The organism is Streptomyces griseosporeus, assembly GCF_014656055.1.
GTDB lineage: Bacteria > Actinomycetota > Actinomycetes > Streptomycetales > Streptomycetaceae > Streptomyces > Streptomyces griseosporeus.
On record NZ_BNBR01000003.1, the window covers coordinates 668,446 to 689,074 of the forward strand.

General features: G+C 70.9%; 17 protein-coding genes. 1 reads left to right on the forward strand and 16 read right to left on the reverse strand.

The window, feature by feature from the left end:
• Window positions 1–24: 24 nt before the first annotated feature.
• The 8 genes from IE308_RS17740 to IE308_RS17775 all read right to left on the reverse strand — a co-directional run bounded on the left by IE308_RS17740 (window position 25) and on the right by IE308_RS17775 (window position 8,920).
• Window positions 25–1,830, reverse strand: coding sequence for a B12-binding domain-containing radical SAM protein (locus IE308_RS17740; protein WP_229908912.1), 1,806 nt, complete (start codon window positions 1,828–1,830; stop codon window positions 25–27).
• Between the two features lie 200 nt (window positions 1,831–2,030).
• Window positions 2,031–3,215, reverse strand: a complete 1,185-nt coding sequence (locus IE308_RS17745; RefSeq protein WP_190218846.1) for a sensor histidine kinase — start codon at window positions 3,213–3,215, stop codon at window positions 2,031–2,033.
• Window positions 3,216–3,220: 5 nt separating this feature from the next.
• Complete coding sequence (locus IE308_RS17750; protein ID WP_110630225.1) at window positions 3,221–3,961, reverse strand: ABC transporter permease; 741 nt, start codon at window positions 3,959–3,961, stop codon at window positions 3,221–3,223.
• The gene (locus IE308_RS17755; RefSeq protein ID WP_110630223.1) at window positions 3,958–4,869 is read right to left on the reverse strand and encodes an ABC transporter ATP-binding protein; all 912 of its coding nucleotides are present in this window, start codon (window positions 4,867–4,869) and stop codon (window positions 3,958–3,960) included. Before IE308_RS17755 ends, IE308_RS17750 begins: the two co-directional genes overlap by 4 nt.
• A 104-nt stretch (window positions 4,870–4,973) precedes the next feature.
• Window positions 4,974–7,277, reverse strand: coding sequence for a hypothetical protein (locus IE308_RS17760; protein WP_190218666.1), 2,304 nt, complete (start codon window positions 7,275–7,277; stop codon window positions 4,974–4,976).
• A gap of 156 nt (window positions 7,278–7,433) precedes the next feature.
• Window positions 7,434–7,847: a DUF6113 family protein gene (locus IE308_RS17765; RefSeq protein ID WP_110630219.1), complete on the reverse strand. Its 414-nt coding sequence runs from the start codon at window positions 7,845–7,847 to the stop codon at window positions 7,434–7,436.
• Window positions 7,844–8,701: an N-acetyl-1-D-myo-inositol-2-amino-2-deoxy-alpha-D-glucopyranoside deacetylase gene (gene mshB, locus IE308_RS17770; protein WP_190218667.1), complete on the reverse strand. Its 858-nt coding sequence runs from the start codon at window positions 8,699–8,701 to the stop codon at window positions 7,844–7,846. Before mshB ends, IE308_RS17765 begins: the two co-directional genes overlap by 4 nt.
• 24 nt (window positions 8,702–8,725) lie before the next feature.
• Window positions 8,726–8,920 carry a hypothetical protein gene (locus tag IE308_RS17775; RefSeq protein WP_110630215.1) on the reverse strand — a complete coding sequence of 65 codons (195 nt, stop codon included), beginning with the start codon at window positions 8,918–8,920 and terminating at the stop codon, window positions 8,726–8,728.
• Window positions 8,921–9,076: 156 nt separating this feature from the next.
• Between IE308_RS17775 and IE308_RS17780 the strand changes: the two genes are divergently transcribed.
• Window positions 9,077–11,224: a S9 family peptidase gene (locus IE308_RS17780; protein ID WP_190218668.1), complete on the forward strand. Its 2,148-nt coding sequence runs from the start codon at window positions 9,077–9,079 to the stop codon at window positions 11,222–11,224.
• A gap of 144 nt (window positions 11,225–11,368) precedes the next feature.
• Here the strand turns inward: IE308_RS17780 and IE308_RS17785 are convergent, their stop codons facing one another.
• From IE308_RS17785 to IE308_RS17820, 8 genes are all read right to left on the reverse strand, one after another.
• Window positions 11,369–12,412 (reverse strand): ABC transporter ATP-binding protein, encoded by a 1,044-nt coding sequence (locus IE308_RS17785; RefSeq protein WP_190218669.1) that lies wholly within the window; start codon window positions 12,410–12,412, stop codon window positions 11,369–11,371.
• Window positions 12,396–13,379 carry an ABC transporter ATP-binding protein gene (locus IE308_RS17790; RefSeq protein WP_190218670.1) on the reverse strand — a complete coding sequence of 328 codons (984 nt, stop codon included), beginning with the start codon at window positions 13,377–13,379 and terminating at the stop codon, window positions 12,396–12,398. Before IE308_RS17790 ends, IE308_RS17785 begins: the two co-directional genes overlap by 17 nt.
• A gap of 4 nt (window positions 13,380–13,383) precedes the next feature.
• Complete coding sequence (locus tag IE308_RS17795) at window positions 13,384–14,364, reverse strand: ABC transporter permease (protein ID WP_190218671.1); 981 nt, start codon at window positions 14,362–14,364, stop codon at window positions 13,384–13,386.
• Entirely contained in the window at window positions 14,357–15,280 is a 924-nt protein-coding gene (locus IE308_RS17800; RefSeq protein ID WP_110630206.1) for an ABC transporter permease, read from the reverse strand. Before IE308_RS17800 ends, IE308_RS17795 begins: the two co-directional genes overlap by 8 nt.
• Window positions 15,281–15,286: 6 nt before the next feature.
• A complete protein-coding gene (locus IE308_RS17805) occupies window positions 15,287–16,927 on the reverse strand; it encodes a peptide ABC transporter substrate-binding protein (RefSeq protein ID WP_190218672.1) in 1,641 nt (546 codons plus the stop codon).
• Window positions 16,928–17,341: 414 nt separating this feature from the next.
• Window positions 17,342–18,466: an ABC transporter ATP-binding protein gene (locus tag IE308_RS17810; RefSeq protein WP_110630201.1), complete on the reverse strand. Its 1,125-nt coding sequence runs from the start codon at window positions 18,464–18,466 to the stop codon at window positions 17,342–17,344.
• Between the two features lie 13 nt (window positions 18,467–18,479).
• A complete protein-coding gene (locus IE308_RS17815; RefSeq protein ID WP_110630199.1) occupies window positions 18,480–19,541 on the reverse strand; it encodes an ABC transporter ATP-binding protein in 1,062 nt (353 codons plus the stop codon).
• Window positions 19,542–19,556: 15 nt separating this feature from the next.
• The gene (locus IE308_RS17820; protein WP_110630197.1) at window positions 19,557–20,534 is read right to left on the reverse strand and encodes an ABC transporter permease; all 978 of its coding nucleotides are present in this window, start codon (window positions 20,532–20,534) and stop codon (window positions 19,557–19,559) included.
• Window positions 20,535–20,629 lie beyond the last annotated feature (95 nt).

The following is a 20,629-nucleotide window of genomic DNA, read 5'->3' on the forward strand; positions in this document are numbered from 1 at the left end:
CGGCCGCCTCGGGCGCCGGCTGCCTCAGGCGTCCACCGGCCAGGTGCCCCGGCGGACCATTTCGGTCACTTTGTCGGGGCCGTTGGCCCGCACCAGCAGCTCCAGCCGCATCCGCTCGATGTCCTCGGCGGTCCACTTCTCCGTGGCCATGGTCGCCTTCTCGTGGGACCAGCCGTTGTCGTAGTGGCGGACGACGTAGTCCTTCTGGAAGTCCCACATCTTCGTCCCCGGCAGCGGGGTCACGATGAAGGGGTTGGCGTACGCCATGCCGTGGCCCATGAGCGTGACCGCGTAGTCGATGGTCTTCTCGATCTGCTCCAGCGACTCGATGTACGGCTCGCCGCCCGGCCGTTCGGGCGGGTTGACGAAGCCGAGCATGAAGCCGCCGGTGACCTGGATGCCGTACTCGGTGAACATCTCCACGATCTCGCCGGTGGCCTGCTGGAAGGCGTTGAGGCGGGGCTTGCCGGACTCGACGAGGCTGTCCTCGTTGGCGCTCTCCACCGCCAGGTAGACGCTGTAGCAGCCGCCGTCGGCCATCGCCTTGATCAAGTCGCGGCAGGTGAGGCCGGAGCGCATCGCCGCGAGGATGTTGCGGAAGTTGGGGTTGCGCCGCTCGGCGTCGTCCATCTCCGCGGCGAACTTCTCGCCCAGGTGCAGCAGGACGAGGTTGAAGAGGCTGAGGCCGCCCTCCTCGACCCACGGCAGGTCGTGCTTGCGCAGCAGCTCGAAGACGCGCATCGCGTACAGCGGGTCGTGCAGGAGGTGGTCGTCCTCGATGAGGACCTCGGTGACGCCCTGCTTGCGGATCTCGGCGAGGTGCAGGTCGAACCAGTCGGTGCCGAGGGCCCGCCAGGGGCCGTTCACCATGGGGATGTAGCAGAAATCGCAGCCGACGTTGCAGCCGATGGTGGAGAAGATCTGCGCCCAGGAGCCGTGGTCGCGCACCCGCTTGCCGGAGGAGTGGTACGCCTGCTCGTACTGGCCCATGTCGAGCATGCCGAAGTCGGGCAGCGGCATCATGCCGAGCCGCTCGTCCAGGCCCTGCCGCTTGGGCAGGATCCGCATGTACGGCGACCGGGCCGTGGTGCGCACGACGGCGCCGTCGGCCCGCCGGTAGGCGATCCCGGGGACGGCGTCGAGGTCGCCGTCCGGGTCGGTGAGCGCCTGGAGCAGGGCGGTGAAGGTCTGGTCGGCCTCGTTGATGACGACGTGGTCGAAGGGCGAGTCGGGGACGGCGTACTGCCAGTCGCCGCTGGGGTGGGCGCCGCCGGTGACGGTCACGATCCCCGGGTCGATGTCCTTGATCAGGTCGGCGAGGGCGCGGGCGTTGCCCCACTGCACGGTGTAGATGCACTGGACGCCGACGATGTCCGGGTCGAAGTCCTCGATCAGCGCGCGCAGTTGCGCGTCGTCGAGGCCGTAGCGGACGAGGCTGCTGCCGCCGCCGAGGTCGACGAGGCGGCGCTCCTGCTCCCAGCCGGCGAAGGGCGAGTCGACGATCCGGACGTCGAACCCGGCGAGGCGGGCGTTGGCCGCGATGCGTAATAAGCCGATCGGGGTGCCCGCGCGCTTCATCACCTCGAAGGTGTCCAGGCCGAGGGCCCGGAAGCTGCTGCGCTCCGGGGAGGGTTCGACGACGCGGGTGTAGGACGGGACGAGGAGCAGCACACGGGGCATCTCCCCGCGGGCGCGGCGCCGCGTGCCGGAGACGGAGCGGCGCAGGGAGGGCATTCCCAGGTGGCGCAGGGGTGGGCGTTCGGGGGCGCTGGAGAACTTCACGGACGGGTTGTCGATGACCACGGACGACGACGAAACGTTTCGCGACACGGGCACTCCCACGGTCCGAATACGAACGGGCGTGCGTCGTATGGTGACCGACCGATTCCTCCCCCGCGGGGGCTTCCCCGGCGAATGGCGCGAAAGGGCACCTGAGGAGTCCGAGGCCCGGCTGCCGGGGCGGGCGCCGGCTTCCGGACGCCCCGCTTCCGGGGGCCCGGTCGGGGGCCTGGCCGGGCCCGGCCCGGCGGTCAGGCCCCCGGCGTCGCGTCCGTTGCCTCCCCCGCCGGGGTTCTGGCCGTGAGGCGGAAGCCGTGACGCTGGGCGGTCGTCTCCAGGGTGCCGCCCGTCTTCTCCAGGCGCTCGCGCAGGCCCGTCAGGCCGTTGCCGGGGGTGCTCCCGGCGGCGCCCGCGCCGTCGTCCTCGACGGTGAGTTCGAGGACGGGGCCGTTCAGGGTCTGGTGGCGCACCAGCGTCACCGTGCAGCGGCGGGCGCCGCTGTGCCGGACGACGTTGGTGACGGCCTCCCGCAGCGCCCAGGCCAGGGCCGCCTCGCTCTCCTCGGGGACGCCCGTCAGGTCGGGTTCGGCGGGGATGTCGGCCGTCACGCCGGCCGCCGTCAACGCGACCTGGGCGCCCGCCAGTTCCGCCGACAGGCGGGGGCGGCGGTAGCCGGTCACGGCCTCGCGGACGTCGACCAGGGCCTGCCGGCTGACCTGTTCGATGTCGGCGACCTGCTGGGCCGCCTTCTCGGGGTGGTCGGGCAGCATCCGGCCCGCCAGCTCGCTCTTGAGGGTGATCAGGGACAGCGAGTGCCCGAGCAGGTCGTGCAGGTCCCGGGCGAGCCGCAACCGCTCCTCGTTGGCCGCGAGTTGGGCGACCGTGGCACGCGCCTTGCGCAGCTCCACCGTGGTCCGGATGAGCTGGGCGACCCCGCTCATCGCGAAGCCGATCAGCAGCAGGATGATCAGCAGCGTCCAGATGTCGTCCTCGCCGGTGTGCAGACCGAGCACCAGCGTCACCACGGCCGTCGCCGGGATCGCCCAGCCGGCGGCCCGCAGCGGCAGAGCCGCGCCGCACGAGACGGAGACGTAGCAGAACAGGCCGAGGAACGGGGCCCCCAGGGTCAGGCACAGCACGGTGGCGAACACGGCCATCGCAGCGATCACGGCCACCACGACCGCCGGGCGCAGCGGCCGCCCCATGTTGCGCAGGACGAGCGTCAGATACAGCCCGACGAAGACGGCGAGGCCGGCCCAGCCCGCCGCCCGGCCGCCGACGGTGTGGTCGCCGGTGGCCAGGTCGTGCACGGGAGAGCTGAGGAAGACCAGCCACACCCCGATCCACACCAGCTTGCGCAGCAGGTCACGGCGGTTGCGGGGGGCCTGTCCGAGCCGCAGCAGCTCGACGTCCTCGGTGCGCCGGTCGTCCGTCATCGTGCTCACGCCTTCAGCGTGTCCTTCCGGTACAGCCAGGCCGCGCCGCCCGCGAAGAGGACGAAGAACACGGCGAGGAGAGCGATGTCCTGGGCGTGCGGGGCGTGGCTCTGTTCGATCGCCTGCCCCAGGGCAGCGTACGCGTGTGTGGGCAGCCACTCGGCGATGTCCTGCAACCACTGCGGGAAGCTCGTCGCCGGCATCCACAGACCGCCCAGCATCGACAGCCCGAAGTACGTGATCATGGTGATCGGGCGGACCGCGTCACCGCTGGCCAGGTACCCGATGGCGACGCCGAGCGCGGCGAAGACCAGGCTGCCGGCCCAGATCACGCCGGTGAGCGCGAGCCACTGCCAGGCGTCCAGCCGTACGCCCTTGGCGATCGCCGCGACGGCGAACACCACCACGACCGACGGCAGGCTCACCACGGCGGCGCTCGCGGTCTTGGCGAGGACATAGCCGCGGCCGGGCAGGGTGGTCAGCCGCAACTGCCGTACCCAGCCGCTCTCGCGCTCCTTGGCGATGCGCTCGCTGTTGCCCATGAGCACGGCCGTCAAGGCGCCGAAGGAGGCCATGGAGACCATCATGTACGTCGGCAGGGTCAGCCCCGTGCCGTCGACCTTCGTGGTGCTGTCGGCGTTGCCCGCGATCAGCAGGAACAGCAGCGACGGGTACATCACCGAGAAGAACAGGAACTTGCGGTTGCGCAGGGCACGGGTCAGTTCGAGCTTGATCAGGCTGTTCACAGCGACTTCGCCTCCTCGGCGGCGGTGATGGCGACGAAGGCCTGCTCCAGGCCGAGCCCGGCGACCTCCAGATTGCGCGGGTAGAGGCCGAGCCCGTACAGGGCGTGCACGGTGGCGTCGGCGTCGGAGGACTGGATGCGGACGGTCGCGCCGGAGACGTCGATCGTGGTGAGGAACGGCAGCGCCCGCAGCGCGGTCTCGTCGATCGCGCCCTCCAGGTCGAAGGCGATCCGCCGGGCACCGGCCTTGGCCTTGATCTCGGCGGCCGTGCCGTCGGCCAGCAGCCGGCCCCGGTGCAGCACGAGCACCCGGTCGGCGACGGCGTCGGCCTCCTCCAGGTAGTGGGTGGCGAACAGCACCGTACGGCCGGCGTCGGCCTGCTCGCGCATGGTGGCCCAGAAGGCCTGCCGGGTGGTGACGTCCATGCCGGTGGTCGGCTCGTCCAGGACGATGAGGTCGCTGTCGCCGGCGGTGGCGAGGGCGAAGCGCACGCGCTGGGCCTGGCCGCCGGAGAGCTTGTTGACCTTGCGGTCGGCGATCTGCTCGACCCCGGCGCGGCTGAGCACGTCGGAGACGCGGTACGGCCGCGGGTGCAGGTCGCAGGCGAGGCGGACCAGCTCGGCGACGGTGACCTCGTCCATCAGCCCGCCGCTCTGCAGCATGGCCCCGACGCGTCCGGCGACGATCGCCTCGCGCGGGGTGCCGCCGAAGAGACGCACGCTGCCGCTGTCGGCCTGCTTGAGGCCGAGCAGCAGGTCGAGGGTGGTGGACTTGCCGGCGCCGTTGGGGCCCAGCAGGGCCACCGTCTCGCCCGGGTGCAGGGACAGGGTCAGCCCGTCCACCGCCCGCACACTGCCGTACGCCTTGCTGACCTGGTCGAACGCGACCACCGCGGCTGTCGTTGTCATATGGCCATGGTGGCCTCGGGGCCGGATACGGCGGCAGTGTCGGCCGTCCGGAGTGCCGCATGACAGATGTCATGCCGTACGGCACTCCGGACGCCGCCGGTGCGTCAGCTCGGGTTGGTCTCGATGACCGCGACCCGGTCGGTGGTGCTCTTCAGCGCGAGCCGCAGCGCGCCGTAGACGTCCTGGACGGTGACCGGGGTCTTCTGGCCGTTGGCGCGGGCGATGAGCACGCCGTCGAAGGTGTTGCCGTACAGCTCCTTCAGGGCGGCCTCGTCCGGGGCGTCGACCAGCTTGCCGTCGACGGCCTTGACCCGGAGGAACTTCCACAGGGACTTCTGCGGGCTGAAGGCGATCTTGTGCAGGCCGTCCTTGGTCTGGACGGTGACCTTGCCGGACATCGCGGGCTCGGCGAACTCCTTCATCATCCGGTCGACCTCGGCGTTGGTGACCGTGGGCTGCCGGGTGGTGGTCGGGACGGTCACCGGGGTGGTCGCGCCGGTCTCCACCTGGGTGCGGTAGGCCTGCTCGACGGCCTGCTTGGAGGCGGCGACGTCGATGCCCTTGAAGGGCTTGCCGTACACGGCGACGGCCTTGCCGGACTCGAAGCGGATCGTGCCGTCGGTGGCCCCGGCGGAGCCGCCCCCGGCGTTCTCCAGCGCGGCCTGGAGCTTCTCCTCGTCGACCGGCATGACCGGCTCGACCTCGCGCTGCTGCCCGAAGAGCGAGCCGATGACGGAGACCGGGTTGTAGTCGCTCTTCGCGGCGGCGCCGACCGTGGCGTCCTCGTCGAAGTGGAGGCCGGCCTGGTCGGGCTTGAGGGTGACGGTGGACCCGCCGACGGTCAGCCTGAGCGGCTGGTCGACGCGCTTGCCGAAGGCCTCGTCGAGCTTCTTGACGGCCTCGTCGCGGGTGCCGCCGCCGATGTCGACGCCGAGCACGGTGGTGCCCTTGGGCACGTCGGAGTGGTTCATCAGCAGCCCGGCGCCGTACGCGCCGGCGGCCAGCACGATGACGCCGCCGGCGAGCAGGACGAGCTTGTTGCGGCCCTTCTTCTTCGGGGCCGGGGCGCTCTTCGGGGCCGGCTTCGGCGCGGCGGGCGCCGCGGGGCCGCCGGGGCCGCCGGCGCCGAACGGGCCGCTGTCGCCGCCGCCCGGCGGGACGACGGGGATGCCGCTGGTGACGGTGTGCCCGGAGACGTTGTCGTGGGGCGCGGCGAAGCTGCCCGGGGGCGGCTCGGGGGCCGGCTTCTGCGGGGTGAGGATCGCGGTGTCGTCGCTGAACCCGTGACCGGCACCGGGGACGCCCGGGCCGGAGGAGATGCCGGAGGTTCCGGGGACGCCGGGGCCGGAGGAGATGCCGGGGGCGCCCGGGCCGCCCGGGCCGGAGAACATGCCGGCGTCGGGGACGCCGGGGCCCTGGGTGCCGGGGCCGGACCCCGGAACGCCGGGGCCGGAGGAGACGCCGCCGACCGGGGGCACCATCGGGCCGTCGCCGGTGACGGGGCCGCTGGTCGGGCCGGAGGGACCCTGCGGGCCGCGCGGGCCCGGGGAGCCGGTCGGGCCGCCGGGGCCGTTGAAGCCGGTGGGGCCGCCGGAGCCGCCCGGGGCGCCGGGGCCGCCGTAGCCGCCGTCGGTGCCGCTCTCGGCGAAGTACGGCAGGTCGTCGCGGCTGGGCTCACCGGAGTGGCCGCCGGAACGGGAGCCGCCGAGCGGGCCGGCGGCCAGCGCCTCGGTGACGTCGAAGGAGCCGGTGCCGCCGCCGTGGCCGGGCGCGACGGGGCCGCCGGTCGGGCCGGGGGCGGGCTGGGAGCCGCCGGGCCGGGAGGCGCCGGGCGCCTTCATGGAGCCGACCACGCCGCCGGGGCGGCCCGCGCCGGGGCGCGCGCCGGCGGGGGCGCCGGACGCGGGCGAGCTGCCGGAGCCGGACGGCCCCGAGGGCGCGGAGGGTGCGGCGGAGCCGCCGGCCGGGTTCGAAGCGCCGGGCGCGCCGGTGCCGTTGGCCGTGCCGCCGTTCTGCGGGGCCTTGGCCGACGGGGACTTGCGCGGCGCGAACCAGTCGCTGGTCGCCTTCTCCTCGGCCGCGGGCTCGGGTTCGCCCGCCGGCTCGGTCGTGGAGGTGGCGGTGGCGGCCCGCTGCGGTTCGGCGGCCTCGGGCTCGGCGCCGTCGGAGTCGCCGACGGGCTTGCGCACGACGACCGGCGGAATCGGCCGGGATCCGGGGATGTTGATCCGGATCCGCGTCGTCAGCGTGGTCTCGGTCTTGCGTTCCTCGGGCTGCGCGGCCGAACGGCCCGCGTCCGTACCGCCGTCGGAAGACGTGGGCGTGCCGTACGGCGGGGTCCCCGAGGGGTAGGCGGCTCCGCCGCGCCCGTTGGGCCCGGAGGACGGAGTGTCAGTTTCACGACTCAAGGCAGGTTCTCCCGGTTGGCTCCGCCGCCCGCGTCAGATCCTCTCGGGCAGCTCGGCGGCGCGCACCACCATACTGGCCACTTCGGGCGTGTATCCCACGACCGCTGGCGAAACCCCCACCACACCCGCACGCGCGTGTTATGGCGAAGTGGTACGTCACTTGCCAAGTCGGACGGGGTCGCCCTCCGGTTGCCGCCCCGCGCCGAGGGTGGCACAGATCACAGCGAGGGCCATGCCGCCGAGCAGGAAGAGATAGGAGCCGACGCCCGCGCCGAAGAGGAAGTCGCCCTCCGCGCGGCTCGCGGTGAGGAAGATGACGGTGACGACCCAGCCGGCGGCGGGGGCGACGGCCCCGGCGCGGCCGCGCGTGGCGCGGGCGCCGCCGAGGAAGAGGCCGGCCGCGCCCGCGAGGGCGAGCAGCAGCCCGCCCGGGAACCAGCCGGCCTGTACGAGCGCCCCGGCGGTGCCGGTGACCGCGCCGAGCAGGAAGAGGCCGACGTAGGCGGCGACGCGGGCGGCGGAGGGCGGCTTGAGGGGCTGCGCGAGCATGGAGGCGGTGCGGTCGCTCATGCGGTGGCCTCGATCCCGGCGAAGAGGTCGTGCGCCCGGCCCTCGGTGCGCTCCCCGTGCACCACTTCGTAGTACTCGGTGGTGAACAGCGGCTGGGCCAGTGCGTTGGAGAGGGCGAAGTAGGGCTCGGCGACCTCGATCTGGGTGGCGTGCGCCCGCATCGCGGCGGCCTTGGCGGCGGCGTACGCGGTGCCGTCGATCTCGATGGCGACGCGCTCCTCGCCGACCACGCCGGGTACGTCGTCGACGGCGGCGCTCTTGTCGAAGGGCAGGCCGGGCAGGTCGCCCTCCAGCCGGGCGAAGGCGGCCTCGGCGACGGGGCGCGGGACGCGGTTGAAGCAGATCCGGGGGATCTCCCAGCCGGCCCCGGCGGCCAGCTCGGCGGCGCGCAGGGCGACGCGGTGGGCCTGGATGTGGTCGGGGTGGCCGTAGCCGCCGTTGTCGTCGTAGGTGACCAGCACCTGGGGCCGGATCTCCAGGATGACCCGGACGAGGTGGCCGGCGGCCTCGTCGAGGTCGGCCTGCCAGAAGCAGTGCGGGTCGTCGTTGTCGGGGAGGCCCATCATCCCGGAGTCCCCGTACCGCCCGGCCCCGCCCAGCAGCCGGAAGTCCGTGACGCCGAGGGCGCGCATCGCCGCCCTCAGCTCACCCAGCCGCCACTGCCCCAGCGCGGCGCCGCTCAGGTGCGCCAGCTCGGGCGGGATGACCTCGCCGCGCTCCCCGAGGGTGCAGGTCACCAGCGTGACCTGGGCACCCTCGGCCACGTACCGGGCCATGGTCGCGCCGTTGTTGATCGACTCGTCGTCCGGGTGCGCGTGCACCAGCAGCAGACGCCGGGCTGGGTGTTCCGTCATGGAACACACCCTAGGCCGTGTCACCTAGAACTTGATGCTGCCGATCATGCTCGCGACGTTGGTGGTCAGCTCGCTGATCGTCGGGGCCACCGTCGAGGACGCGAGGTAGAACCCGAGCAGCATGCAGACGACGGCATGCCCCGCTTTCAGGCCCGACTTCCTGATCAGAAGGAAGACGATGATCGCCAGCAGCACCACCGCCGAAATCGAGAGTGCCACGGCGGTTCACCTCCAGACAGAGCAGGGCACCTTGTCATTCCATGCGTGAGCCAGCGGGTTCATACCCACGCAGCGTTAGTGATCATAGCTATCCGTACGCGCGCATATGTCGGCGCACGGACGCGCAAGGGGGCGCATGGCCAATATGGTCGGGGCATGACGACCGAGCCTGAGTCATTCCCCCGGCGGCACGCCCGCACGCAGCGTTTCACCCTCGGCGCGCCGCGTTCGTTCACGGTGGCGCCCGACGGCACCCGTGTCGTGTTCCTGAGGACCGCGTCCGGCACCGACCGGGCGGGCGCCCTGTGGGTGCTGGACCCGGCGGACGGGAGCGAGCGGCCGGCCGCCGACCCGGTCGCCCTGCTGGGCGGCGCCGACGAGGACCTGCCGCCCGAGGAGCGGGCGCGCCGCGAGCGCAGCCGGGAGGGCGGGGCCGGCATCGTCGGCTATGCCACCGACGCGGCCGTGGAGTTGGCGTCTTTCGCCTTGTCAGGGCGGCTTTTCACGGCGGAGCTGCGGGCCGGTACGGCACGTGAACTCCGCGTCGCCGGGCCGGTGATCGACCCGCGCCCCTCCCCCGACGGCCGCCATGTCGCCTATGTGGCGCGGGGCGCGCTGCGGGTGGTGGGCGCCGAGGGCGAGGACGACCGGGCGCTGGCGGAACCGGAGGGCGAGGGGGTCACCTACGGGCTCGCGGAGTTCGTCGCGGCCGAGGAGATGTCCCGGTCACGCGGTTTCTGGTGGGCGCCGGAGTCGGACCGGCTGCTGGTGGCGCGGGTGGACGACACGCCGGTGGAGCGGTGGTGGATCGCCGATCCGTCCCGTCCGAAACGTGAGCCATCCCACGTCGCGTATCCGGCGGCGGGCACGGCCAACGCGGACGTACGGCTGTTCGTCGTGGGCCTCGACGGGGTGCGCACGGAGGTCTCCTGGGACCGGCGGCGGTACCCGTATCTGGCGCGAGTGCACTGGTCGGCGGCGGGTGCGCCGCTGATCCTGGTGCAGGCGCGGGACCAGCGCAGTCAGCTGTACCTGGCGGTGGACCCGGACACCGGGGCGACCCGGATGGTGCACGCCGACGAAGATCCGATTTGGCTGGAACTTTTCGCCGGGGTGCCGTGCTGGTCACCCTCCGGACAGCTCGTCCGGATCGCGGACGAGGGCGGTGCGCGGGTCCTCGCCGTAGGTGAACGGCCGTTGACGAACGGGCAGTTGCATGTGCGGGCGGTGCTCGACGTCGGCCCCCGGGATGTGCTGGTCTCGGCCTCGGCCGGGGCGGAAGCGGAGGCTCCGGAGACCGGGGAGATCCATGTCTACCGGGTGAACGAACTGGGCGTGCAGCGCGTGTCGCAGGAGCCGGGCGTGCACACGGCGGTGCGGGCCGGGGAGGTGACCGTGCTCGTGTCGGCGACGCTCGACCGGCCCGGTGCACTGGTGCGGGTGCTGCGGGACGGCAAGCAGACGGCGACGGTCCGGTCGTACGCCGAGGACCCCGGGATGTCCCCGCGCGTGACGCTCACCGAGGGGGGCGCACGCCGCATTCCGTGCGCCGTGCTTATGCCTCGGGACTACGCCGGTGACACCCCCCTGCCCGTCCTCCTGGACCCCTACGGTGGCCCGCACGGCCAGCGGGTGGTCGCGGCGCACAACGCGCACCTCACCTCGCAGTGGTTCGCCGACCAGGGCTTCGCGGTGGTCGTCGCGGACGGCCGGGGCACCCCGGGCCGCTCCCCCGCCTGGGAGAAGGCCGTCCGGGACGACATCGCCGCGGTCGTCGTGCAGGACCAGGTCGACGCGCTCCAGGCCCTCGCCAAGGAGTTCCCGCTGGACCTCGGCCGGGTCGCGATCCGCGGCTGGTCCTTCGGCGGCTATCTGGCGGCCCTCGCCGTGCTGCGCCGCCCGGACGTCTTCCACGCGGCGGTGGTCGGCGCCCCGGTCACCGACCTGCGCCTGTACGACACGCACTACCAGGAGCGGTATGTGGGCCACCCGGCCGAGCAGCCGGAGGTGTACCGGCGCAACTCGGTGATCGACGACGCGGGCCTGGTCGACGCGGCCGAGCCGCACCGGCCGATGATGATCATTCATGGCCTCGCCGACGACAACGTGGTGGTCGCGCACTCCTTGCGGCTGTCCTCGGCCCTGCTGGCCGCCGGCCGCCCGCACGAGGTGCTGCCGCTGTCCGGCGTCACGCACATGACCCCGCAGGAGACGGTCGCGGAGAACCTGCTCCGCCTCCAGCTGGACTTCCTGCGCCGGTCGCTGCCCGGCCATAGCGGGTCAAAGAGCGGCGAACTGCGTTAACACACAGGCAACTTCACGGAAGCGGTACCGATATACGGACGCGCGAGGCTGAACAGCGTACGGCCGTGCGGGTGCCGTAAGCGGGCCGGGGCGACACTGTGCGCCCCGGCCCGCTGCCGTACACCCGTAGCCCGGGGAAAGCCCCTACGGCTCCTCCACCGGCACGACCACCTTCTCCTCGGCGAAGTGGCACGCCGAGTCGTGCGCCGCCGGGCCCGTCGCGTGCCGGAACACCTCCGGCACCGCGAGCAGCGGCACCTCCACCGCGCACCGCTCCCGCGCCTTCCAGCAGCGGGTGCGGAAGCGGCACCCGGAGGGGATGTTGGTCGGGGACGGCACGTCGCCGTGGAGGATGATGCGCTCGCGGTGCTCGCGGGCCTCGGGGTCGGGCACGGGGACGGCGGAGAGCAGGGCCTGGGTGTAGGGGTGCGTGGGGTGCTCGTAGATCTGCTCGTCGGTGCCGATCTCCACGATCCGCCCGAGGTACATCACGCCGACCCGGTCGGAGATGTGCCGGACGATCGACAGGTCGTGCGCGATGAAGACGTAGGAGAGGTCGAAGTCGTTCTGCAGTTGGTCGAGCAGGTTGATGACCTGGGCCTGCACCGACACGTCGAGCGCGGAGACCGGCTCGTCGGCGACGATGATCTCCGGGCGCAGCGCGAGCCCGCGGGCGATGCCGATGCGCTGGCGCTGGCCGCCGGAGAACTGGTGCGGATAGCGGTTGATGTACTCCGGGTTGAGGCCGACGACGTCCAGCAGTTCCTGCACCTTCTTGCGCCGGTCGCCCTTGGGGGCCACCTCGGGGTGGATCTCGTACGGCTCCCCGATGATGTCGCCGACCGTCATCCGGGGGTTGAGGGAGGTGTAGGGGTCCTGGAACACCATCTGGATGTTGCGGCGTACGGCCTTCAGGGCCCGCGCGGACAGCCTGGTGATGTCCTCGCCCTTGTACCGGATGGACCCGGCGGTCGGCCGCTCCAGGTTGACCAGCATCTTGGCGACGGTCGACTTGCCGCAGCCGGACTCCCCGACGATGCCGAGGGTCTCGCCCGGGGCGAGGGAGAAGTCGACGCCGTCGACGGCCTTGACCGCGCCGACCTGCTTCTTGACGAGGACGCCCTGGGTGAGCGGGTAGTGCTTGACGAGCCCGCTGACCTGGAGGATCGGCTCAGCCGTCGTAGTCATCGAGGCACTCCCTCCAGAAGTGGCAGGCACTGCCCCGGGTCGGGGAGACCTCGTACAGCGGCGGCACGTCCGTGCGGCACACGTCCCGGGCCATCGGGCAGCGCGGGTGGAAGGGGCAACCGGGCGGGATGTGCAGCAGGTTGGGCGGCAGGCCCTTGATGGCGTACAGCTCCTGACCCTTCTGGTCCAGGCGCGGGATGGACTCCAGCAGGCCGCGGGTGTACGGGTGGGCCGGCGCCTTGTAGATGTCGTGGACGGGCGCCGACTCCACGATGCGGCCCGCGTACATCACGGCGATGCGGTCGGCGACGTCGGCGACCACGCCCAGGTCGTGCGTGATGAGGATGAGCCCTATCCGGTACTCGCGCTGCAGCTCCGCGAGCAGGTCCATCACCTGGGCCTGCACGGTCACGTCCAGGGCGGTGGTGGGCTCGTCGGCGATGATGAGGGCGGGCTCCAGGGCGAGCGCCATGGCGATCATGATGCGCTGGCGCATACCGCCGGAGAACTGGTGCGGGTACTGCCGCACCCGCTCCTTGGCGGCCGGGATGCGCACCCGGTCCATCAGCTCGACGGCCTTGGCCCGCGCGTCCTTGCGGGACATGCCCCGGTGGACGGTGAACATCTCCCCCAGCTGGTCGCCGACGGTCAGCACCGGGTTGAGCGAGGACAGGGCGTCCTGGAAGATCATCGCCATCCCCGCGCCGCGGATCTTCCGCCGCTCCTCCTCCTTCAGCTTCAGCAGGTCCTGGCCCTGGAAGAGGATCTCGCCGCCGGCGATCCGCCCGGGCGGCATGTCGAGGATGCCCATGATCGCCTGCGCGGTGACCGACTTGCCGGAGCCGGACTCGCCGAGCACCGCCAGGGTCTCGCCCGCGTCCACGCCGTAGGTGACCCCGTTGACGGCCTTGGCGACGCCGTCCCGGGTGCGGAACTCCACGTGCAGGTCACGCACTTCGAGGAGCACGGGCTCACCTCAGCTTCGGGTCGAGGGCGTCGCGCACCGCGTCGCCGAGCATGATGAACGCCAGCACGGTCACCGCCAGCGCACCCGACGGCCACAGCAGCGCGTGGGGGGCGTTGCGGATGTAGGGGGAAGCGGCGGAGATGTCGATCCCCCAGGACACGCTGGGCGGCTTCAGTCCCACTCCCAGGTACGACAGGGTCGCCTCCAGCGCGATGTACGTGCCGAGCGCGATGGTCGCCACGACGATGACGGGGGCGACCGCGTTCGGCGCGATGTGCCGGAGCAGCATCCGCGAGTTGGAGGCACCCAGCGCCCGCGCGGCCTGCACGTAGTCGTTCTGCTTCGCGGTGATCACCGAACCCCGGGCGATACGGGAGATCTGCGGCCACCCCAGCAGCACCATGAACCCGATGACGGGCCACACGGTGTTGCTGGTCACGACCGACAGCAGCACCAGACCGCCGAGCACCACCGGAATGGCGAAGAAGACATCGGTGATCCGGGACAGCACGGAGTCCCACACCCCGCCGAAGAACCCGGCGAGCCCGCCCAGCACCGACCCGAGGAGGGCGACACCGACGGTGGCGCAGACGCCGACCGTCACCGACTTCCGGGCGCCGTACACGGTCCGCGTGTACACGTCGCAGCCCTGTCCGTCGAACCCGAAGGGATGCCCGGGCTGCGACCCCTCCTGCGCCTTCGCCAGATCGCAGCTGAGCGGATTCCCGGAAGCGATGGCCGACGGCCACAGCGAGATGAAGACGAGGAAGAGGATGACCAGCGCGGACACGATGAACACGGGATTGCGCCGCAGATCCCGCCACGCATCCGACCACAGCGAACGCGGCTTCCCGGCCGGCCCGGTCCCCTCCGGCCCGCCGGGCGTCTTCTCCAGCGTCTCGGCCTCACTCGTGGCGAGGTCCATGGCACCGCCGAAGCCCGTGCCGGCGATGGCGCCGTCGTGTTCGTACGGAGGCTCAGGCATAGCGGATCCTCGGGTCGAGTACGGCGTACAGGAGGTCGACGACGAGATTGCAGACCAGGAAGACCAGCACGAGGACGGTCACGAACCCGACCACGGTCTGTGTGTTCTGCCGCAGGATGCCCTGGTAGAGCTGGTAGCCGACGCCGTGGATGTTGAAGATCCGCTCGGTGACGATCGCCCCGCCCATCAGGAACCCCACATCGGCGCCGATGAAGGTGATCACCGGGATCAGGGAGTTGCGCAGCAGATGCCGGGTGACGACCCGCCGCCGGGGCAGCCCCTTGGCGATGGCGGTCCGCACATAGTCCGATCGCCGGTTCTCCGCGATCGACGTACGCGTCAGCCGCACCACGTACGCCAGCGACACCGAGGCGAGCACCAGCCCCGGCAGGATCAGCTCGTCGAGGGGGGCGTCACTGGAGACGGAGGGCCGGATCCACCCCCACTTCACGCCGAGCAGCAGCTGGAGCAGCAGGCCGGTGACGAAGGTGGGCACGGAGATCACGACGAGCGTGACGAGCAGCACGCCCGTGTCGACGGGCCGCCCGCGCCGCAGCCCGGTGATCACCCCGAGCGTGATCCCGATGACGACCTCGAAGACGATCGCCACGACGGTCAGCCGGATGGTCACCGGGAAGGCGGTGGACATCAGCTCGGTGACCTCCTGCCCGTTGAACGCCGTCCCGAAGTCCCCGGTGAAGACGTTCCCCATGTAGGTCAGGTACTGCTGCCACACCGGCTTGTCGAGGCCGAACTCCTTCTTCAGCTGGGCGGCGGTCGCCGGGTCGCACTGCCGGTCGCCGCACAGTCCCGCGATGGGATCGCCCATCACGTTCACCATGAGGAAGATGAGCAGCGTGGCCCCGATGAACACGGGGATCATCTGGAGCAGCCGCCGGACGACATAGCGCCCCATGGCGGATCAGCCGACCTTGATCTCGTTGTAGACGGGCACGCTGAACGGGTTCAGTTTGACGTTCGAGAGCCGCTCGGACCAGCCGGCGCTGCCGTTCTGGTACCACAGCGGAATGGCCGCCATGTTGTCCCGGACCACTTCCTCGGCCTGCTGGAACAGGCCGATGGCCTTGGCGGTGTCGGTCTCCTTGTTGGCCTGGTCGACCAGGCCGTCGAACTTCTTGTTGCTCCACTTGCCGTCGTTGGAGGAGGCGTTGGTGTAGTAGAGCGGCTGGAGGAAGTTCTGGATGAGCGGGTAGTCCATCTGCCAGCCGGCCCGGAAGGGGCCGCTCATCTTCTTCTGGGTGATGCGGGTGCGGAAGTCGGCGAAGGTCCCGACGGGGCTGCCCACGCACGCCTTGTCGTTGCCGAGGGCGTTGTTGATGGAGTTGCAGACGGCGTCGACCCACTGCTTGTGCGAGCCGGTGTCCGCGTTGTACGAGATCTTCACCTGCCCGCCGGGGATGCCGCCGCCCTCCGCGACGAGCTTCTTGGCCTGCTCGGGGTCGTAGTCGCAGAAGTCCCCGCAGAGCCCGTCCTGGAAGCCGCCGTCCTTGCCCAGCACCGGGGAGGTCCAGTCGGTGGCGGGGGTACGGGTCTTCTGGAAGATGGTCTCGGTGATCTGCTTGCGGTTGATGGCCATGGACAGGCCCTTGCGGACCTTGTCGCTGTCGGCCTTGTTCCACTGCGCGTCGTAGAACGGAAAGGCAAGCGTCTGAATGATCCCGGCGGGAGTGTTCAGATAGCGATCCCCGAGGTCACTCTTCACATTCTTCAACTGCGCGGCGGGCACGTCGTCGACGAGGTCGAGATTGCCGGCCATGAGGTCGGTGTAGGCGGTGTTGTTGTCGGTGTACACCTTCAGATCGACGCCCCCGTTCTGCGCCTTGTCCGCCCCCGGGTACTTGTCCCACTTCCGCAGGGACATCTGCGATCCCTTGGTGTACGAGTCGATCATGTACGGGCCGTTCCCGACGGGCTTCTTGATCCAGCCGGCGTGGTCGGAGAAGAACGCCTGCGGCAGCGGGGCGAAGGCGGGGTAGCCGAGGGTGTCGGGGAACGTGCTGAATTTCTGCGTCAGCTTGACGGTGAAGGTCCGGTCGTCGACGACCTTCAGCCCGCTGAGCGTGTCGGCGCTCTGCTTGCTGCCGTCCTCGGGGTGAACCTTTCCATACCCCTCGATATACCCGAAGAAATACGCGTTCTTCTGGTTGTTCTTCAGACTGGCCCCGTAATTCCACGCGTCCACGAACGACTTGGCCGTCACCTTCTCCCCGTTGCTGAAGGTCCAGCCGTTCTTGACGGTGATGGTGAAGTTCTGCGAGTCCTTGGTGGCGATCTTCTCGGCGAGCATGTCCTCGGCGGCGCCGGTCTGCGGGTTGTACCGCTTCAGCCCCCGGAAGATCATGTCCAGCACCTTGCCGCCCTGCACCTCATTGGTGTTGGCCGGCTCCAGCGGGTTCTGCGGGTCGCCCCAGGAGGAACTGAGCACACCACCGCCGGCACCGCTGCCGCCCCCGCTGTCGTCGCCGCCGCCCCCGCAGGCCGTCGCCGCGAGAGCTACGGCCGCCGCGCAGGCGACCCGTTTGGCGTGCGTGGCTCCACCCATGGAGTGCCTCCTCCTTGACGCGCCGGGGCGCAGGTCCGTTACCGGCCAATATCCGTGCGGATGGCATATAACGCACCTGTACAGGGCCTTTTGGGGGAGGCGGTGACTGTGCCGGCCGGGGGTGGGCGGCGCAGCCCGGCGCTGACGGGGTGCCCGGCGCTGGTGCGGGCCGGGGGTGGGAGGCGCAGCCCGGCGCTGACGGGGTGCCGCTGCGCCCACCCTCCCCCAAGCTCTCGGCTTCGCTCGAGCAGGGGGGACCCCCATCGCCCCAGCGGCACGACTGCCCGCAGCTACGCCAGAGGGGCACGGCGGGGCCCCGACCCCACCACGCACCCGCACAGGCCGCCGCAGGCACAACGCAAGAAGCGGCGGCGGGGATGGTGGGATCCCCGCCGCCGCTTCAGCTCCGGACGCTCAGTCCGCGTCGCCCTCCAGCGCCTTCAGCGCCGGGTCCAGCACCACGTCCTCGTCCCGCGCCTCCGTCGTCGGCTCCTCCGGGAAGTGGCACGCAGTGAGATGCCCCGCCCGGTTCCCGGACAGCTGCACCAGCGGCGGCTCCTCCGTCGCGCACTTGTCCTGCGCCTTCCAGCACCGCGTACGGAACCGGCACCCGGACGGCGGCGAGATCGGCGACGGCACGTCACCGGACAGCCGGATCCGCTCGCGCCCCTCCGGCGAACCGCCGTCCAGCTCGATCTCCGGCACGGCGGACAGCAGCGCGTGCGTGTAGGGGTGCCGCGGCCGGTTGTAGATGGAGTCGCGGTCACCGACCTCGACCACCTTGCCGAGGTACATCACCGCCACCCGCTGCGAGAAGTGCCGCACGACGGCCAGGTCGTGCGCGATGAACAGGAACGCGATGCCCAGTTCCTTCTGCACCTGCTGCAGCAGGTTGACGACCTGCGCCTGGATCGACACGTCCAGCGCGGACACCGGCTCGTCGGCGACGATCAGCTTCGGCTCCAGCGCCAGCGCCCGCGCGACACCGATGCGCTGCCGCTGACCGCCGGAGAACTCGTGCGGGAACCGGTTGTAGTGCTCGGGGTTGAGGCCGACCAGCTCCAGCAGCTCGCGGACCTTCTTCTCGCGCCCGCCCGCGGGCTCGATCCCGTTGACCTCCATCGGCGACTTGATGATGGAGCCGACGGTCTGCCGCGGGTTCAGCGAGGAGTACGGGTCCTGGAAGATCATCTGGATCTCGGACCGCACCGGCGCCAGCTGCCGCCGCGAGGCGTGCGTGATGTCCTGCCCCGCGTACGTGATCTTGCCGGCGGTCGGCTCCAGGAGCCGCGTGATGAGCCGGCCGGTGGTCGACTTGCCACAGCCGGACTCGCCGACGAGGCCGACGCTCTCGGCGACGCCGACGCTCAGGGACACCCCGTCGACGGCCTGCACGGCGCCGACCTTCCGCTTGATCGGGAAGCCGCCGTAGATCGGGAAGTGCTTGGTCAGACCCTCGACCTCGAGCAGCGGCTCCGTCGAGGACGGCGTGGCGTCGGAGGGGCCCTGCTGTGCGGGGAGGGTGAGGTTGTCGCTCATGTCTCGGATCTCCCTAGCGCAGCCGGGGCTGGATCTTGTCGATGAAGATGGTCTGCTTCTGCTCCGCCGTCAGATGACAGGCGGCGGCCCGGCCCTCGCCCAGCGGCGGCCGGGTGTCCGAGCACAGGGTGCCGGGGACCTGGTCGCGGAAGGCGCAGCGCGGGTGGAAGGGGCAGCCGGAGGGCGGGTTGAGCAGCGAGGGCGGGGAGCCGGGGATCGGCTCCAGCGCCTCGTCGACGCTGCTGTCCAGCCGCGGCATGGAGCTGAGCAGGCCCCAGGTGTAGGGGTGCTTCGGCTCGCGCATGACCTCGCGGACGGAACCGCGCTCCACGGCCCGGCCCGCGTACATCACCAGCAGGTCGTCGGCCACGTGCGAGATGACGCCGAGGTCGTGGGTGATGAAGATGATCGCGGAGCCGAACTCCTGCTGGAGGTCCTTGAGCAGGTCGAGGATCTGCGCCTGGACGGTCACGTCGAGCGCGGTGGTCGGCTCGTCGGCGATCAGCAGGTCGGGGTCGCACATCAGGGCCATGGCGATCATGGCGCGCTGGCGCATACCGCCGGAGAACTGGTGCGGGTAGTCGTCGAAGCGCATCTTGGGCTGCGGGATGCCGACCTTGGTCAGCATCTCGATGGCGCGGTCCTTCGCCTCCTTCTTGGAGGCGCCCTTGTGCTTCATGTACGGCTCGGACAGCTGCCGGCCCACCGTGTAGAACGGGGACAGCGCGGTCAGCGGGTCCTGGAAGATCATCGCCATCTTGTTGCCGCGGAGCCGCTCCAGCTCGCGCTCGGTGGCGGTGACGAGTTCCTTGCCGTCGAGGACGATCTCGCCTTCGACGGTGGAGGTGCGCGGGTTGTGCAGGCCCAGGATCGTCAGGTTGGTGACGGACTTGCCGGAGCCGGACTCGCCGACGATGCCCAGGGTCTTGCCGCGCTCGACGTCGAAGGAGAGTCCGTCGACCGCCTTGACGATGCCGTCCTCGGTGGAGAACCGCACCTTCAGATCGCGCACCGACAGGAAGCTGTCCGGGCCGGTCGGGGCCGGAGAGTCCTCGGTCTTGGTCAGTGTGGTCACGGTGGTTCGTTCTTCCTAGGAGAGCCGGATGCGCGGGTCGATGTAGGCGTAGGCGATGTCGGTGAGGATGTTGATGAGCAGGATGAAGAAGGCTCCGAACAGCATCACGCCCATGGTCATCGGCAGGTCCTTGTGGACCGCACCGTCCACGGCCAGCCGGCCGATGCCCTGCAGGGAGAAGGTCAGCTCGGTGACGACGGCGCCGCCGAGCATGGAGCTGACGTCCATGCCGAAGACGGTGACGATCGGGATCAGCGAGCCGCGCCAGGCGTAGCGGAAGAAGACGTACGGCTTCGACATGCCCTTGGCGCGGGCGGTGCGCACGTGCTCCTCGGCGAGCTGCTCGATCATCGACGAGCGCGCCATACGGGTGTACTGCGCGGTGAAGATGGTGGCCATCACGAGGGTCGGCAGCAGCATGCCGACGAACCAGCCGGCGGGGTCCTGGGTGATGGGGACGTACTTGGGGTTGTCCATCAGACCGCTGCTGTAGACGAAGATCCACAGGACGATCGGGCCGAGGAAGTAGATCTGGAAGGAGCTGAGGACCATCGAGCCGCCGGTGGCGATCTTGTCCAGGAGGGATCCGCGCCGGTAGGCGGAGATCATGCCCGCACCGACACCGACGACGAGGAAGACCACCGCACCACCCGCGGTGAGCGTCAGGGTCGTCGGGAACCGGTCCATGATCGTGTCCCACACCATCTCGCCCGAGTAGAACGACTGGCCGAGGCACGGGGCGCTGCAGTGTCCGGTCGGGAAGTCACGGCCCATCACGATGCCGGTCATGAAGTCCCAGAACTGCTGGACGAGCGGAAGGTCGAGTCCGAGCGCCTCCCGGATGTCCGCCAGTCTCTGGGGAGAGCAGTCCTTGCCACAGGCCAGGGAGGCGTAGTCGGAGGGCGCGGCGACGAACAGGAAGAATGTGGCGGCGCCGATGAGGAAGAGGGTGACGACGGCACCGACCGTGCGCCGGAGGATGAACTGAAGCATGGCGGGTTGGCTGCTCTCTGCGGAGACGGTGGGAGGTTTCACGGAGGTGCGGGGGCGCGCTCCGCCTGGTGCGCGCCCCCGCGATCAGCCGTAGA

What these genes read in the sequence shown, in the direction of transcription:
- IE308_RS17780 (WP_190218668.1), top strand. Translation starts at nt 9,077, where the DNA reads ATGACGACCGAGCCTGAGTCATTCCCCCGGCGGCACGCCCGCACGCAG.
- IE308_RS17795 (WP_190218671.1), bottom strand. Translation starts at nt 14,364, where the DNA reads ATGCCTGAGCCTCCGTACGAACACGACGGCGCCATCGCCGGCACGGGC.
- IE308_RS17820 (WP_110630197.1), bottom strand. Translation starts at nt 20,534, where the DNA reads ATGCTTCAGTTCATCCTCCGGCGCACGGTCGGTGCCGTCGTCACCCTC.
- IE308_RS17810 (WP_110630201.1), bottom strand. Translation starts at nt 18,466, where the DNA reads ATGAGCGACAACCTCACCCTCCCCGCACAGCAGGGCCCCTCCGACGCC.
- IE308_RS17800 (WP_110630206.1), bottom strand. Translation starts at nt 15,280, where the DNA reads ATGGGGCGCTATGTCGTCCGGCGGCTGCTCCAGATGATCCCCGTGTTC.
- IE308_RS17755 (WP_110630223.1), bottom strand. Translation starts at nt 4,869, where the DNA reads ATGACAACGACAGCCGCGGTGGTCGCGTTCGACCAGGTCAGCAAGGCG.
- IE308_RS17765 (WP_110630219.1), bottom strand. Translation starts at nt 7,847, where the DNA reads ATGAGCGACCGCACCGCCTCCATGCTCGCGCAGCCCCTCAAGCCGCCC.
- IE308_RS17805 (WP_190218672.1), bottom strand. Translation starts at nt 16,927, where the DNA reads ATGGGTGGAGCCACGCACGCCAAACGGGTCGCCTGCGCGGCGGCCGTA.
- mshB (WP_190218667.1), bottom strand. Translation starts at nt 8,701, where the DNA reads ATGACGGAACACCCAGCCCGGCGTCTGCTGCTGGTGCACGCGCACCCG.
- IE308_RS17745 (WP_190218846.1), bottom strand. Translation starts at nt 3,215, where the DNA reads ATGACGGACGACCGGCGCACCGAGGACGTCGAGCTGCTGCGGCTCGGA.
- IE308_RS17785 (WP_190218669.1), bottom strand. Translation starts at nt 12,412, where the DNA reads ATGACTACGACGGCTGAGCCGATCCTCCAGGTCAGCGGGCTCGTCAAG.